This is a genomic window from Bradyrhizobium sp. SZCCHNRI2009, from assembly GCF_032485115.1.
Taxonomy (GTDB): Bacteria; Pseudomonadota; Alphaproteobacteria; order Rhizobiales; family Xanthobacteraceae; genus Bradyrhizobium.
On sequence record NZ_JAUEUH010000004.1, the window covers coordinates 375,679 to 389,633 of the forward strand.

At 63.5% G+C, this 13,955-nt stretch carries 13 protein-coding genes and 1 tRNA gene; 12 read left to right on the forward strand and 2 right to left on the reverse strand.

Annotated elements, in window-relative coordinates:
• The first annotated feature begins 122 nt into the window (after positions 1-122).
• The 8 genes from QX041_RS16845 to QX041_RS16880 all read left to right on the forward strand — a co-directional run bounded on the left by QX041_RS16845 (position 123) and on the right by QX041_RS16880 (position 6,817).
• Complete coding sequence (locus QX041_RS16845) at positions 123-368, forward strand: hypothetical protein (RefSeq protein ID WP_315752770.1); 246 nt, start codon at positions 123-125, stop codon at positions 366-368.
• A 310-nt stretch (positions 369-678) separates the two neighbouring features.
• Positions 679-804 carry a hypothetical protein gene (locus QX041_RS16850; RefSeq protein WP_284423887.1) on the forward strand — a complete coding sequence of 42 codons (126 nt, stop codon included), beginning with the start codon at positions 679-681 and terminating at the stop codon, positions 802-804.
• 112 nt (positions 805-916) lie between these two features.
• Positions 917-2,494, forward strand: coding sequence for a 2-isopropylmalate synthase (locus QX041_RS16855; protein ID WP_315769043.1), 1,578 nt, complete (start codon positions 917-919; stop codon positions 2,492-2,494).
• 299 nt (positions 2,495-2,793) lie between these two features.
• Positions 2,794-3,810, forward strand: coding sequence for a TRAP transporter substrate-binding protein (locus QX041_RS16860; RefSeq protein WP_315713282.1), 1,017 nt, complete (start codon positions 2,794-2,796; stop codon positions 3,808-3,810).
• 122 nt (positions 3,811-3,932) lie between these two features.
• On the forward strand, positions 3,933-4,499 hold the full coding sequence (locus tag QX041_RS16865; RefSeq protein WP_315752772.1) for a TRAP transporter small permease: 567 nt from the start codon (positions 3,933-3,935) through the stop codon (positions 4,497-4,499).
• The gene (locus tag QX041_RS16870; protein ID WP_316166012.1) at positions 4,496-5,821 is read left to right on the forward strand and encodes a TRAP transporter large permease subunit; all 1,326 of its coding nucleotides are present in this window, start codon (positions 4,496-4,498) and stop codon (positions 5,819-5,821) included. Before QX041_RS16865 ends, QX041_RS16870 begins: the two co-directional genes overlap by 4 nt.
• Positions 5,822-5,970: 149 nt before the next feature.
• Complete coding sequence (locus QX041_RS16875) at positions 5,971-6,576, forward strand: Spy/CpxP family protein refolding chaperone (RefSeq protein ID WP_316166014.1); 606 nt, start codon at positions 5,971-5,973, stop codon at positions 6,574-6,576.
• 165 nt (positions 6,577-6,741) lie between these two features.
• Positions 6,742-6,817 (forward strand) — tRNA-Lys (locus QX041_RS16880).
• A gap of 568 nt (positions 6,818-7,385) precedes the next feature.
• On the opposite strand, the gene QX041_RS16885 is transcribed toward QX041_RS16880, so the two are convergent.
• The gene (locus tag QX041_RS16885) at positions 7,386-8,711 is read right to left on the reverse strand and encodes an ATP-binding protein (RefSeq protein WP_316166015.1); all 1,326 of its coding nucleotides are present in this window, start codon (positions 8,709-8,711) and stop codon (positions 7,386-7,388) included.
• Positions 8,708-9,370 carry a response regulator transcription factor gene (locus QX041_RS16890; RefSeq protein WP_315713274.1) on the reverse strand — a complete coding sequence of 221 codons (663 nt, stop codon included), beginning with the start codon at positions 9,368-9,370 and terminating at the stop codon, positions 8,708-8,710. The genes QX041_RS16885 and QX041_RS16890 overlap by 4 nt, the downstream gene beginning before the upstream one ends.
• Positions 9,371-9,510: 140 nt before the next feature.
• Between QX041_RS16890 and QX041_RS16895 the strand changes: the two genes are divergently transcribed.
• The 4 genes from QX041_RS16895 (at position 9,511) to QX041_RS16910 (ending at position 13,845) form a co-directional block, all read left to right on the forward strand.
• Positions 9,511-9,948, forward strand: a complete 438-nt coding sequence (locus QX041_RS16895; RefSeq protein WP_315752776.1) for a PepSY domain-containing protein — start codon at positions 9,511-9,513, stop codon at positions 9,946-9,948.
• A 238-nt stretch (positions 9,949-10,186) separates the two neighbouring features.
• A complete protein-coding gene (locus QX041_RS16900; RefSeq protein WP_315752777.1) occupies positions 10,187-10,657 on the forward strand; it encodes a DUF2271 domain-containing protein in 471 nt (156 codons plus the stop codon).
• Between the two features lie 16 nt (positions 10,658-10,673).
• Complete coding sequence (locus QX041_RS16905) at positions 10,674-12,878, forward strand: PepSY domain-containing protein (protein WP_316166018.1); 2,205 nt, start codon at positions 10,674-10,676, stop codon at positions 12,876-12,878.
• On the forward strand, positions 12,859-13,845 hold the full coding sequence (locus QX041_RS16910) for an FAD:protein FMN transferase (protein WP_316166020.1): 987 nt from the start codon (positions 12,859-12,861) through the stop codon (positions 13,843-13,845). The genes QX041_RS16905 and QX041_RS16910 overlap by 20 nt, the downstream gene beginning before the upstream one ends.
• Positions 13,846-13,955: the final 110 nt, after the last annotated feature.

Consider the following 13,955-nt stretch of genomic DNA (forward strand, 5'->3'; position numbering starts at 1 on the left):
GATGCTGAGGTCAAGTTCGTGCCGTTGCGCGAAGCAGCGGTGCGGATGATGGGGGCAAGAAAGCCCGGTCCCCAGGGAGAGCGCGAAGTAAGCCGTAAAGCCGTTGCGCAGGGAAGGCCGGGATGTCCTGGCCGATCCTGTGGTTCCTGCCCCGTGCATTTTCTATCGCACGGGGGCCGCGGGTGTCGGCAGACGCCCGGTCTTCCCTGCACCCTCTGATGGAAGAGGGTACGATGCGGGTGAACAACTCGGGCACGGATGTGTCGCGGGAGCGTGAAATGCGTGCTGGTGCAGATGCCGACAACCACACCCTCACCGTCATCCCGGACAAGCGCGCGGTCACGCGTGCGCCGATCCGGGATCCATAACCCCAGGGAGATCTGCGAGGCAGGATGGCCGCTCCAGCTCGCCCAGCCAAATCCGCCGCGGCGTACGGATCCCGGGTCGGCGTTCACCAACGCTGGCGCGTTGGCGGCCTTGCCCGGGATGACACTGTTCATAGGGAGAGATTTATAGGGAGAGCGGCGCGGGACTGCCCGAATACGTCACCCCTCCTGACCATTATTCGGCGTTGCGAGACCCTCCCATTCCCAGTAAAAGCGCTGTCGAGGGCACCTCGGCAACAAACCGTCAACGGTTTTGCCGCACAGTTTTCGTGTTCTCGCAAAGGGTTTGGCAATGCTGATTCGCAGCGCAGAGATCGAGGCCATCGCCGGGGCAGACGCCCGGACGATCGCGCTCGCCGCGCTGCAGCCCGCCGACCTGATCGGCGCGATCGAGCTTCTGCTTCTTAGCTGCCCCTGAGGGCCGGCTGGGCGGGATGCGCCTGGGCACTCAGGGGGCTGCTTCGACACCGAAACACCCTTCAGCGCCTCTGGAAGCCACGCGCACCACCCGAAAAGTTCGAGGAAAGCAGATGTCCAATCCCGTTCAGTCCGACAAGGACCGCGTCGTCATTTTCGACACCACTTTGCGCGATGGCGAGCAGTGCCCCGGCGCCACCATGACGTTCGAGGAGAAGCTCAACATCGCCGCCATGCTGGACGGCATGGGCGTCGACATCATCGAGGCCGGCTTCCCGATCGCCTCCGACGGTGACTTCGAGGCCGTCAACGAGATCGCCAAGCGCACCCAGAACGCCGTGGTCTGCGGCCTGTCGCGCGCCGGCGCCAAGGACATCGACCGTTGCGCCGAGGCGATCCGCCCGGCCAGGCGCGGCCGCATCCACACCTTCCTGTCCACCTCGCCGGTGCACATGAAGTACAAGCTGCAGATGGACCCGCAGCAGGTCTACGAACTGGTGATCTCCTCGGTGACCCGCGCGCGCAACCACACCGACGACGTCGAATGGTCGTCCGAGGACGGCACCCGTACCGAGTTCGACTTCCTGTGCCGCTGCGTCGAGGCCGCGATCAGGGCCGGCGCGACCACCATCAACATTCCGGATACCGTCGGCTATGCCGTGCCGGAGGAGTATTACGACCTGTTCAAGCGCGTGCGCGAGAGCGTGCCGAACTCCGACAAGGCGGTATTCTCGGTCCATTGCCACAACGATTTGGGCATGGCGGTCGCCAACTCGATGGCCGGCGTGCGCGCCGGCGCCCGTCAGATCGAATGCACCATCAACGGCATCGGCGAGCGCGCCGGCAATGCGGCCCTGGAAGAGGTCGTGATGGCGATGCGCGTGCGCAACGACAAGCTGCCGTACTGGAACAAGATCGACACCACGCAGCTCACCCACGCCTCCAAGGTGGTCTCGGCCGCGACCTCGTTCCCGGTGCAGTACAACAAGGCCATCGTCGGCCGCAATGCGTTCGCGCATGAGAGCGGCATCCATCAGGACGGCATGCTGAAGAACGCGCAGACCTATGAGATCATGCTGCCGGAGACGGTCGGCGTGAAGCAGACCTCGCTGGTGATGGGCAAGCATTCCGGCCGCCACGCCTTCATCCACAAGCTGGAGGAGATGGGCCACAAGCTGGCGGGCAACCAGGTCGAGGACGCCTTCGTCCGCTTCAAGGCTTTGGCCGACCGCAAGAAGCACATCTATGACGAGGACATCGAGGCGCTGATCGACGAGGGCATGGTGAGCGCCCATGACCGCATCAAGCTGCTGTCGCTGTCGGTGATTGCCGGCACCCGCGGCCCGCAGCGCGCCACCATGAAGCTCGACGTCGACGGCGTGACCAAGATCGAGGAGAGCGAGGGCAACGGGCCGGTCGATGCCGTCTTCAACTGCATCAAGTCGCTGGTGCCGCACGAGGCCAAGCTGGAATTGTACCAGGTCCATGCCGTGACCGAGGGCACTGATGCGCAGGCCGAGGTCTCGGTGCGGCTGTCGCAGGACGGCCGCTCGATGACCGCGCGCGCGGCGGATCCGGATACGCTGGTGGCCTCGGCCAAGGCCTATCTGGGGGCGCTCAACAAGCTGGTCATGAAGCGCCAGCGCGACGTGGCGCAGGGCGCGGGCGCCTCGGCTGCAGCAGCGAGCTGAGTTCACGATCGTCGGTTGGGGCCGAACCTTGCTTCGTCATTCCGGGGCAACGCGCAGCGTCGAACCCGGAATCCCGAGCTTGGCTTGGGCCAGCGCCAATAACTTCCGGATTCCGGGCTCAGCCGCTTGCGCGGCTGCCCCGGAATGACAGGCATCACCATTTTTGCGCTGCGGCATGGGAATCCCCGCCTCTGCGGCTAACGGTCAATGGCATTCCGGCCGGCGACCCGCTAACAATGTCCTTGGCATACAAAGCGGGGGCGTCATTGCAATGTCCCCCGAAACGTCGGGAGGACACCTTGCACTTCAAGTTTCGCCACGTGATCGCCACCGCCGCCTCGCTCGCGGTGCTCGCTCTGGCCGGCCCGGCCCTCGCCGCCGACAATCCGATCGTGATCAAGTTCAGCCACGTGGTGGCCTCGAACACCCCGAAGGGCCTCGCCGCCGACAAGTTCAAGGAGCTGGCCGAGAAATACACCGACGGCAAGGTCAAGGTCGAAGTCTATCCGAACTCGCAGCTCTACAAGGACAAGGAAGAGCTCGAGGCGCTGCAGCTCGGCGCGGTGCAGATGCTGGCGCCTTCGAACTCCAAGTTCGGCCCGATCGGCATCAAGGAATTCGAGGTGTTCGATCTGCCCTACATCCTGCCCGACCTCGCCACCCTGCGGAAGGTGACCGACGGCCCGCTCGGCACCAGGCTGCTGAAGCTGCTCGAGCCCAAGGGAATGATCGGACTCGCCTACTGGGACAACGGCTTCAAGCAGATGAGCGCCAACAAGAAGCTCGTCGATCCCGCCGACTACAAGGGTCTGAAGTTCCGCATCCAGTCCTCGAAGGTGCTGGACGCGCAATTCCGCACCCTCGGCGCCATCCCGCAGGTGATGGCCTTCTCCGAAGTCTACCAGGCGCTGCAGACCGGCGTCGTCGACGGCCAGGAGAACACGCCCTCGAACATCTATACCCAGAAGATGCACGAGGTGCAGAAGTACATCACGCTGACCAATCACGGCTACATCGGCTACGTCGTGGTCGTGAACAAGAAGTTCTGGGACGGCCTGCCGCCGGATATCCGCGCCGCCTGCGAGAAGGCGATGAAGGAAGCGACCGCCTACGGCAACAACCAGTCGGCAAAGGAGAACGACGACGCGCTCGAGGAGATCCGCAAGTCCGGCAAGACCGAGCTGGTCAAGCTGACGCCGGCCCAGGACGAGGCGATGCGCAAGGCGATGATGCCGGTGTACAAGGACGTCGCGGGGCGCGTCGGCCAGCCGCTGATCGACGAGTTCCTGAAGGAGACGCGCGGCTCGACCAACTGATGGCGTGAGACGAGCGGTGCGCGGACAATGGCCCGCGCACCGAGGGGGCGAAGCACTCGGCGCGCAAGAAGGCAGACGGCGCAGCCAAGCGCCGCGGACGTTTTGATTGTGGGGGAGGGGACTTGGGCTTTCTGTTGCGCATCCTCGATCGGCTCGAGGAGATCCTGATCGCATTCCTGATCGCGGCGGCGACCTCGATCATCTTCGTGGCCGTGCTGCACCGCTATCTGGTCGGCGTGCCCTTCCTCTATCCCATCCTGTTTCCGATCGACCTGTCCTGGGCGCAGGAGCTCTGCATCTACATGTTCGTGTGGATGGCCAAGTTCGGCGCCGCCTACGGCGTGCGCACGGGCATCCATGTCGGCGTCGACGTCGTCGTCAACATGATGCGGCCATCGCTGCGCAAGGTGACCATCCTGTTCGGCCTGCTGTGCGGAGCGCTGTTCACCTCCATCATCGGCACGATGGGCGCCAAGTTCGTCTACGGCCTGTCGCAGACCGACCAGGTGACGCCCGACATGGAGCTGCCGAGCTGGCTGGTCTATCTCTGCATCCCGCTCGGCTCCTATCTGATGTGCTTCCGCTTCCTGCAGGTCGCCTGGCACTATCTGCGCCACGACGAGCTGCCGCATCACGACCACGCCTATGTCGAAGGCGTCGACCCGACGGCGACGGAGGCGCTGCGATGAGCAGCCTCCTCATCTTCAGCCTGCTCATTTTCCTGATGCTGACGGGCATGCCGATCTCGATCGCGCTCGGCCTCACCGTGCTGTCGTTCGTGTTCTTCATGACGAACGTGCCGACCGAATCGGTCGCGCTGAAGCTGTTCACGGGCATCGACAATTTCGAGATCATGGCGATCCCGTTCTTCATCCTCGCCGGCAATTTCCTGACCCATGGCGGCGTCGCCCGAAGGATGATCAACTTCGCGACCTCGATGGTCGGGCACTGGTATGGCGGCCTCGGCCTTGCCGGCGTCGTGGCCTGTGCGCTGTTCGCCGCCGTCTCCGGCTCCTCGCCGGCGACCGTGATCGCGATCGGCTCGATCATGCTGCCGGCGATGGTCAAGCAGGGCTTTCCCAAGCGCTTTGGCGCCGGCGTCATCACGACGTCAGGCGCGCTCGGCATCCTGATCCCGCCCTCGATCGTGATGGTGGTCTATGCGGTCGCGACCGGCGGCAGCATCGCGCTCGATCCGGCCGGTCATCGCGTCTCCTCGGCCTCTGTCGGTCAGCTGTTCATCGCCGGGGTTATCCCCGGGCTGATACTGGCGAGCCTGCTCGGCCTCACGACCTTCTACCGGGCCTGGAAGAACGACTATCCACGGATGCCGCGGGCGAGCTGGGCCGAGCGCTTCACGGCCTTCCGCAAATGCGTCTGGGGCCTGCTGCTGATCGTGATCGTGCTCGGCGGCATCTACACCGGCAAGTTCACGCCGACCGAGGCCGCGGCCGTCAGCGCCGTCTATGCCTTCGTCATCGCGGTGTTCGTCTATCGCGACATGTCGCTGAAGGACGTGCCGAAGGTGCTGCTCGGCTCGGCCAACATGAGCGCGATGATCCTCTACATCATCACCAATGCCGTGCTGTTCTCGTTCCTGATGGCCAATGAGAACATCCCGCAGCAGATCGCCAACTGGATGGCGGCGGCTGGCGTCAACTGGATCGTGTTCCTCTTGGTCGTCAACATCCTCCTGCTGCTCGCCGGCAACGTGATGGAGGCGACCTCGATCGTCTTGATCATGGCGCCGATCCTGTTCCCGGTCGCGGTCAAGCTCGGCATCCATCCGGTGCATCTGGGCATCCTGATGGTGGTCAACATGGAGGTCGGCATGTGCCACCCGCCCGTCGGGCTCAACCTCTACGTGGCCTCCGGCATCGCCAAGATGGGCATCACCGAACTGACCATCGCCGTCATGCCCTGGCTGCTGACGATGCTCGGCTTCCTCGCGCTCGTCACCTACGTGCCGGAAATCTCGCTGTGGTTGCCGCGCATGCTGGGGATGCTTTGAGGCGCGGCAACAAACTGAAACTGATTTGCAAAAACAGAAAGGTATTTGAAGCAATTACATCTTCGTAAGGTCGTACACTCTGTCCAAACTGTAAGTTGAAGGCGCGGAACGGCAGGCTCATGCTGATCCGAGTTTCCAAGGAGGTTGGCATGAGAAGGTTCACCATCGCCGCAGTCGCCGTGCTCGCCATCGCCGGCTCGACCGCGGTCTACGCCCAGCGCGGCTGGTTTCATGATCACATGCATCATGCGCGCATGAATCCGGAAGATCGCGCCGCCATGCTCGATGCGCGCATCGCTTCCGTCCATGCCGGCCTGAAGCTGACGGCGGAGCAGGAGAAATTGTGGCCGCCGGTCGAGAGCGCGGTGCGCGATCTCGTCAAGCTGCGGTTCGATCGTGCCAACGCGCGGATGAAGGCAGCCGACGAGGCGCAGGACAAGGATGTCGATCCGGTGGCGCGGCTGCGCGAGCGTGCCGACACCATGGCGGTCACGGCGGATGCGATGAAGAAGGTCGCCGACGCCGCCGACCCGCTCTACAAGACGCTCGACGACGGCCAGAAGCGCCGGCTGTCGATGCTGACCCGGCCGATGGGGCGCATGATGGGACCGGACGGTCCGCGCCATCACCGCTGGATGGAGCGCGGCGAGGGCGGCATGGAGGATGGTCCGCGCTTCGGCGAGCATCGCTTCGGCCCGGGACCGATGGGCCACATGGGCTGGTCCGAGGAGGAACGCGAGTCCGGGCGGCTTTGACAGCCGTTTGACGATCCTTCTGATTTCATTTGGGGAAAACCGCCGCCCGCCGGCGGTTTTTCTGCATCGAAAGTGCCGAAAAATGCTCAGGGATCGCTGGACATCCTGGAATCGCTTTGCTAAACGACCGGCTCTCGCGGAAGGCTTTCTCCGGATGCAAGATCCGGGCGCATAGCTCAGTTGGTAGAGCAGCTGACTCTTAATCAGCGGGTCCTAGGTTCGAGCCCTAGTGCGCCCACCAAGCCTTTCAAAGACTTATGCCGGAACACCGTCTGAGGTTGAAAAACTAACGGTTTTTCAGTCGGTGTTTTTCGACAGTCTGCTCTCAATAGTTTGACAGGCGAACCAGGGGACGTACGGCTAGCCAGCCGCGATCTTCGGTGGCGTCCAGCCCCAATGTCTTTGAACGTTGATTAGTGCTGTCGGGGTGCACCTCCGGCACCACGGCCGCGAGCGTTCGCTCCGGCGTCCCAACTCTTGTCCTCTGGATCGGCGCCGACCAGCGGTATGGGCGACACGGATCAGACGCCTGGGTGTCGGCACCTCGCGTCGTTTTTCCGCAACGACGGAGCGACCCTTCGCCGTGACCTGCGGACCGTTGGGGAGCCAGGATGCGCCACTCGCGCGCGCCGAGGTGGCCAATCAGATGACGCCGCCGAGAGCCGAAGCCCGACAGCTACCGTAGCGGTTCTCGAAGAGCTGGCCGCCACGCGCGCGTGATTCGCCGCCCGCCTGCTAGTTGGCCCCAGTTGCCACATCCCAATCTGCTCCCAATTCCTCGAAAAACCATAGACGAGCCGCCCATGAACTCACGGCGCGGAAAACCTCGCCTGGAAGCCGCCCTGCGCTCCAGGCAAAGGGGATGTCAGGACAAGCTCGGCCCCGACGCCGGAGGCGATGGCTTTTGCAATGGCGAGGCCCAACCCCGAGCCGTCGGCATCGGTGCTGCCACGCTCGAACGGACGAGACAAGCGTTCCAGCAACTCCGGCGGAACGGCTGTTCCCTCATTTGTAACGGTCAGCACGCCAGTGTTGGAAAGAGCTACAGCGACCGGCGCGTCGGGCGCTCCGTGCTTGAGGCCGTTCTCGATGAGATTGCGCGCTAGAATGGCAAAGGCATCTGTATCGATATCGAAAAGGACCGGCGTAACAGGAATGTTGACGGCGAGCCGACTGGCCGCAGCCGGATCGCGCATCATCTCCCCGACGACCAGTTTCAGAACCGATGCGATGTCGGTCGTCTCCTTGCCCTGAAGCCGTCCACCCTCCGCCTTCGCGAGTTGCATCAACTTTTCAGACAATTGCGAAAGCCGCCGCAGCGCCACCTCGATCTGCTGGGCCCGGGTTCGGGCCGCGGTGTCCCTGGTCTCGGCGATGAGCCGTTGCGTCTGCGCGAGCGCGGCAGCCACCGGTGTACGGAGTTCGTGCGCGGAATTGGCCGTGAAACTTCGCTCAGCTTCCAGGGCGCGTCGAAGCTTCTCCAGGAGGCCGTTCACGGCGTCGGCGATCGGTCCGATCTCGGAGGGCAGTCCCGCGGCTGGAACCGACGACAGATCGCCGGTGCCGCGCGCTTCAATGTCGCTTCGTAGGCGCCTGACCGGGGTCATCGAAACGCGCACGACGCCCCATACGGCGAGAAGACTGAGGGGAATGAGCAATCCCAACGGCCAGGCAAGCCCGAGGAGCGCCTGGTTCGCGACCTCGCGGCGATGTGTCAGCAGCTCCGCCACCGCGATCGTCATCGTGCCTCGCACTGCAGTGTCGAAGTAGATTCGATGGGTTGGGGTGTCGACAAACCCCATTCTGGAGAAAGGAGGAAAGATCGCGTCGTCGGCGCCGTGCGAGCGCAGCAGGACGGTGCCGCGCTCGTCACGGACCACATAAGTGAAGTACTCGTCGTGCTGCCTCAGCGTAGCGATACGCTGAGACGTGCCGTCTGCCTCACGGCCAAGGATCTCGAGCACCGCAAGTGGAAGAATCCGCTGAGCCGTTTCCTCGAGCGCGCTATCGAATACTTCGTTCATTTCGTGACGCAGCCTTTGGCCGGTCACGACGGCTGCAACAATCCAGAGGAGTGCGACGCCGAGCCCGAGCCACAGCGAGATCTGCCACTGCAGACTACGCGGGCCTTTCATGAGGCAGTTCCCAGCCGATAGCCGAGACCTCGCACGGTCTCAATGACGGCGTGTCCGAGCTTCTTGCGAAGCCGGCTGACATGGACTTCGATGGTGTTGCTCTCGATCTCTTCGCCGAAGGAATAGAGCCGTTCCTCGAGCAGCGATTTGGACAAGACCTGCCGTGGACGCTGCAAGAAAGCCTCGAGCAGCACCCATTCCCGCGCTGTCAGGGCGATGCTCTTTCCTGCACGCGTCATCGACCGAGCGGCCAGGTCGATCTGAAGATCGCCAATTCGGATGAGCGGGTTCGGATTGCCGGCATAGCGGCGAGCGACGGCATTCAGCCGCGCCGTAAGCTCCGAGAGATCGAAGGGCTTGATCATGTAATCGTCTGCGCCGGCGTTGAGCCCTTCGATCCGGTCGGACAATTGATCAAGCGCCGTTAGGATGATGACCGGCGTCACGTCTCCCTTGGCGCGTCGATCGCGCAGCAGTCCGATACCGCGGCCGTCCGGCAGCATGAGATCCAGGAGCAAGAGGTCATAGGCCGCGGTGCCAAGATATTCCCGTGCCGCATCCAAGCGGGTCACCCAGTCCACGGAATGGCCATCCGACACAATCTGGTCGCGTACTGCCGCCCCCAGAATCGTGTCGTCTTCGATCAGCAATATCCGCATCGGGTCATTCCGCGCACCCCGTCGACCTGTGAGGTTAGAGATAATCATAGAGGAGATTCTGACGTTGACCTGAAGCAAAAGTCGCGGCGTCTTCAGGTCAACGTCAGGAAACCGGCTCAAGAAGAAGGCAGGCAGGAGCCTTGAAGCGGGAGCAAGAGAACGTGAAGAGGACAGTGTTGATTGCCGCCATTCTGCTGGGGGCGCTGACCCCCGGCATGGCGCTGGCCGATGATGACGATTGCAGCGCGCCCATGGCGCAATGGCAGCCGCGCGAAGCGGTCGAACAAATGGCGAAAGCGCGCGGCTGGACCGTGCGCAGAATCAAGATCGACGATGGATGCTATGAGATCAGGGGACAGGACGAAGGCGGTCGCGCCATCGAGGCAAAGGTTGATCCTGCATCTCTGGCTGTGATCCGCGTGAAGCAAAAACGCGGAGAGCACGACAAGGATCATGATGAAGGTGACCGAGACCGGCGAGGCGATCAGTCGGGACCAGGACGAGCAGCCGCGCCTTCGGCGCCGCCCCCCAACGGACTTATTCAGGGCGGCACGGCCCCCAAGGTCCAAGTTCAATAGCGGTCCGGAAGCGACGAGCATCGTGGGACGCAAAAGGCTGGCCCGACCGACGGACATCGCCTGAATCGAGCGAACGCGACATCGCGTTCTAGCGCGCCCCGCGTCGTGCGGGGCGTTTGCTTTTGCAGAGAGCGCCAACCTGACGGCGACCTGAAGCAGAATCGGATCGGCCTTCAGGAGCACGTCAGCCGCGCCATTCAGTTATGGCGCGATAGAAACGCCACTGTCGGAGACAGAAATGAGATCGATGATTGCCGCCCTTGCCCTGACCACCGCGCTGACCGCCCCCGGGCTGGCCATGGCGCGACCCGTCACGTTGACCACGACGCTCAACAACTACGGCGGGAACGGCGCGTATTTGGCGCTCTACGTGACCGACGCGACCGGAGCTTACAAAGGCACGCTGTGGATGGCGGGCTCCAAGTCCAAATATTACAGCCATCTCAGCGGCTGGGAGCGCAGTTCTCGTGGAAACCTTGCCGATATCAACGGCATCACCGGCGCAAGCGTCGGAGCCGGCCGTACGCTGAAAATCACGCTCGATCTTGCGGATGCGCTCTTCGATGCGGGCTACAAGCTGCATATCGACGCCGCCGCCGAGGACATGCGCGACAGCCCGTCCGAGGTGGTCGTTCCGCTGACATCCGCGGGCGCGGGCCGGCCGCTGGCAGGGCGCACCTACATCCGCTCGTTCGCTTACGACATGTAGCCTTAGGATGGGTGTGATGCTGCGCTGGATTCATAGGGGCCTGGCCTTTGCCGTCGTCCTGCCGCTGATGGTGCTTGTCCTGAGCGGAGCGGTGCTGTCGGTGATCCCGGCTTGGGAAAGAGCTGGTGCGATATCGCCAGACAGCATTAGCGTCGCCGACCTCGCCGGCCGGATCGCCCACAGATATCCTGGCGTCGAGCAGATCAAGCGACTGACCTCCGGCAAGGTCGTCGCCTTCTACTCCGGACCAGCGGGCCCGGCCGCGAGCGTGGTGGACCCTTCCAGCGGCAAGCCGGTTTCGGACTACGTGCGCTCCCCGTTCGAGAGCTGGATGACAAACCTGCACCGCTCGTTCTTTCTGAGCGATGGCGGACGCATGGCCGCAGGCGCGAGCGCATTCGCGATGCTTGTCCTGACGCTGTCAGGTCTGCAGATGACGGCCCGGCGCATGGGCGGGTGGCGGCACATTCTCGGCTGCTCCCGCGGCGGCGGCATGCAACGCCTGCATACCGATCTCGGTCGGCTGGTGGCCTTCGGGCTCGTGCTGTCGGCGATGACGGCGCTGTATCTGTCGCTCACGACGTTCGGACTGATCCCGGACGGCACGGCACAGGTGTCCGCATTTCCGAGCGTGACAAGCCGCGGCCAAGCTCTTCCGGTCGAGCAAATTCAGGCTTTGCGCGGCATCGATCTTTCCCAACTGCGTGAATTGACGTTTCCCAACCCCGCGAATCCGAACGATCTCTTCCAGCTGGCCACGGCTGCAGGCGAGGGCTACGTCGACCCGGTCAGTGGAGAGCTGCTGGGTTGGCAGGACAATTCGGTCACCCGGCAGATCTACGAATTCATCTACATGCTGCACACCGGGCAAGGGCTCTGGTGGCTTGGATTGCTGCTCGGCGTCAGCGCCCTCGGCGTGCCGCTGCTCGGGTTAAGCGGAGCCGTGGTGTGGTCGAGCAGGAAGCACGCTCACGCTCCCATCACCGACAACGTTCCCGCCCAAGATGCCGACACCGTGATCCTGGTCGGCAGCGAGGGCGGCAGCACATGGGGCTTCGCCCGCACGCTGCATGCCGCGCTGACGGCCAACGGGCACAGGATTCACGTCGCTCCGATGGACAGCTTGTTACGATCCTATCCGTCGACGCAGCGCATGTTCCTGCTGACGGCAACCTACGGCGACGGCGCAGCACCGGCGACGGCCGGCGCGTTCCTCAAACGCCTCGACGCGATCTCCGCGCCACTGCCTTTTCCGGTCGCAGTCCTCGGCTTCGGTGATCGGCAATTCCCGCAATTCTGTCAATTCGCCCGCGACGTCGAAGCGGCCCTGGCGCGCAAAGGCTCGAGATCGTTGATGCCGCTGGACACGATCGACCGCCAGTCCGGGCAAGAGTTTGCACGGTGGGGCGAGGCCCTGTCGGATGTCATGGGTGAAGACCTTGTGCTGATACATGTGCCGGAGCGGCCGCGTACTCATACGCTGACGCTCATCGAACGCGTCGATTACGGCGCGGAGGTGCAGGCGCCAACCTGTGTGCTGCGCTTCGCGCTGCCAAGAAGCGGCATGTTCGCGCGCCTCACAGGGCATGCCTGGCCGCGCTTCGCCGCAGGCGACTTGATCGCGATTCTGCCGCCGGACTGCAACTTGCCGCGCTACTATTCGTTGGCAAGTTCGACCCGTGATGGCTTCGTCGAAATCTGCGTCCGCAAGCGTCCGGGCGGACTTTGCTCCGGTCTGCTTCACGGCCTTCAGCCGGGCGACAGGGTCGAGGCCTTCTTGAAGGCAAACCCAGCTTTCCGTCCTTCACATGGACGAAAACCGGTGATCCTGATCGGCGCCGGCACCGGCATCGGTCCGCTGGCAGGATTTGTTCGTGCCAACGGCGGGCGCCGGCCGATGCATCTCTATTTCGGCGGGCGCGATCCAGCCTCGGACTTTCTTTATGAGCACGAAATCGATGGCTGGCTGGGTGAGAAACGACTGACGAGCCTCACCACTGCCTTCTCGCGCGTGAAAGGCGGCGGCTATGTGCAGGATCGCCTGCGCGATGACGCCGATCGCCTGCGCGCACTCGTCGCCAACGGAGCGCAGGTCATGGTCTGTGGCGGGCGCGACATGGCAGCGGACGTCATGCAGGCGGTGGCGGACGTATTGGCGCCCCTCGGTCTGGATCCTGTCGCACTCAAAGCCCAAGGGAGGTATGTTGAAGATGTCTACTGACCTGCTCCGTCATGTATTGAGCGGCGCCACCATGGGAACGCGCTGGTCGGCGCTGCTCTATGCACCGCCGTCGACCGATCTTGCCGCGCTGGAAGCCGCATTGGCTCACGCCGTCGATTGCGTCGACCATCAGATGTCCACATGGAAGCCGGACAGCGACCTGATGCGTCTCAATGCAGCGTCGCCGGGCACCTGGGAATCCTTGCCGATTGAACTCATGCGGGTTTTGGAGCGGGGAGTTGCAATCGGACGCGCCTCGGGCGGCGCCTTTGACGTCGGCCTCGGAAGTCTCGTCAATGCCTGGGGTTTCGGACCTCCCAGTTCGGCGCCAGACGCGCAAGCGCTTCGCGCGGCTCTTCGCGAGCGGATGCCACCAACCCACACTGTTCTTGAACTGGATGTGCCGGGACGAAGGGCGCGCAAACATAGCCACTTCGCCCTCGATCTTTCGGGCATCGCCAAGGGTTTTGCCGTGGACGAGATGATGCGTGTGGTTGAGATCTTCGGCGTCTCCAATGCGCTGGTCGGGCTTGATGGAGAGTTGAAAGCGCGGGGCGCCAAGGCAGACGGAGCCTCGTGGCGCGTAGCGGTGGAAGCGCCTGACTATGAACGGCGCGGTCCGCTCGGCGTGATCGAATTGCGTGATGCGGCGGTCGCGACGTCGGGCGACTATCGGCGCTGGGTCGATATCGGGCGAAAGCGCCTCTCTCATACGATGGACCGATCGCGCGGCGGTCCGGTAGAAAATGGAATTGCGTCAGTTTCAGTCGTTGCCGCTAGCTGCATGGACGCCGATGCCTGGGCCACTGCGCTCATGGTTCTCGGTCCGGAGCAAGGCAAGGCGCTGGCGCAGAAGCAAGGACTGGATGCACTGCTCATCCAGCGGCAAAACGAGACGTTCTTGGAGATTCCTGTCGGTCCCTTGTTCTATGAGCCTCGGGGCGCGCGGCAGGAAATGAGCCCGTAAACCGGCAGACTCTCAATCACAAGCATTCCCGCGTTCTGGTCCGTGGCGAGGGCGTCGGCCTTGGTGGCTCTCAGCAAGGAGCAGATCACACGCCGCTCAATCAGCGGGTT

Excerpts from the sequence above, each read along its gene's own strand:
- QX041_RS16845 (WP_315752770.1), top strand. The coding sequence starts at position 123 with ATGTCCTGGCCGATCCTGTGGTTCCTGCCCCGTGCATTTTCTATCGCA.
- QX041_RS16850 (WP_284423887.1), top strand. The coding sequence starts at position 679 with ATGCTGATTCGCAGCGCAGAGATCGAGGCCATCGCCGGGGCAGACGCC.
- QX041_RS16855 (WP_315769043.1), top strand. The coding sequence starts at position 917 with ATGTCCAATCCCGTTCAGTCCGACAAGGACCGCGTCGTCATTTTCGAC.
- QX041_RS16870 (WP_316166012.1), top strand. The coding sequence starts at position 4,496 with ATGAGCAGCCTCCTCATCTTCAGCCTGCTCATTTTCCTGATGCTGACG.
- QX041_RS16875 (WP_316166014.1), top strand. The coding sequence starts at position 5,971 with ATGAGAAGGTTCACCATCGCCGCAGTCGCCGTGCTCGCCATCGCCGGC.
- QX041_RS16885 (WP_316166015.1), bottom strand. The coding sequence starts at position 8,711 with ATGAAAGGCCCGCGTAGTCTGCAGTGGCAGATCTCGCTGTGGCTCGGG.
- QX041_RS16890 (WP_315713274.1), bottom strand. The coding sequence starts at position 9,370 with ATGCGGATATTGCTGATCGAAGACGACACGATTCTGGGGGCGGCAGTA.
- QX041_RS16900 (WP_315752777.1), top strand. The coding sequence starts at position 10,187 with ATGAGATCGATGATTGCCGCCCTTGCCCTGACCACCGCGCTGACCGCC.
- QX041_RS16905 (WP_316166018.1), top strand. The coding sequence starts at position 10,674 with ATGCTGCGCTGGATTCATAGGGGCCTGGCCTTTGCCGTCGTCCTGCCG.
- QX041_RS16910 (WP_316166020.1), top strand. The coding sequence starts at position 12,859 with ATGTTGAAGATGTCTACTGACCTGCTCCGTCATGTATTGAGCGGCGCC.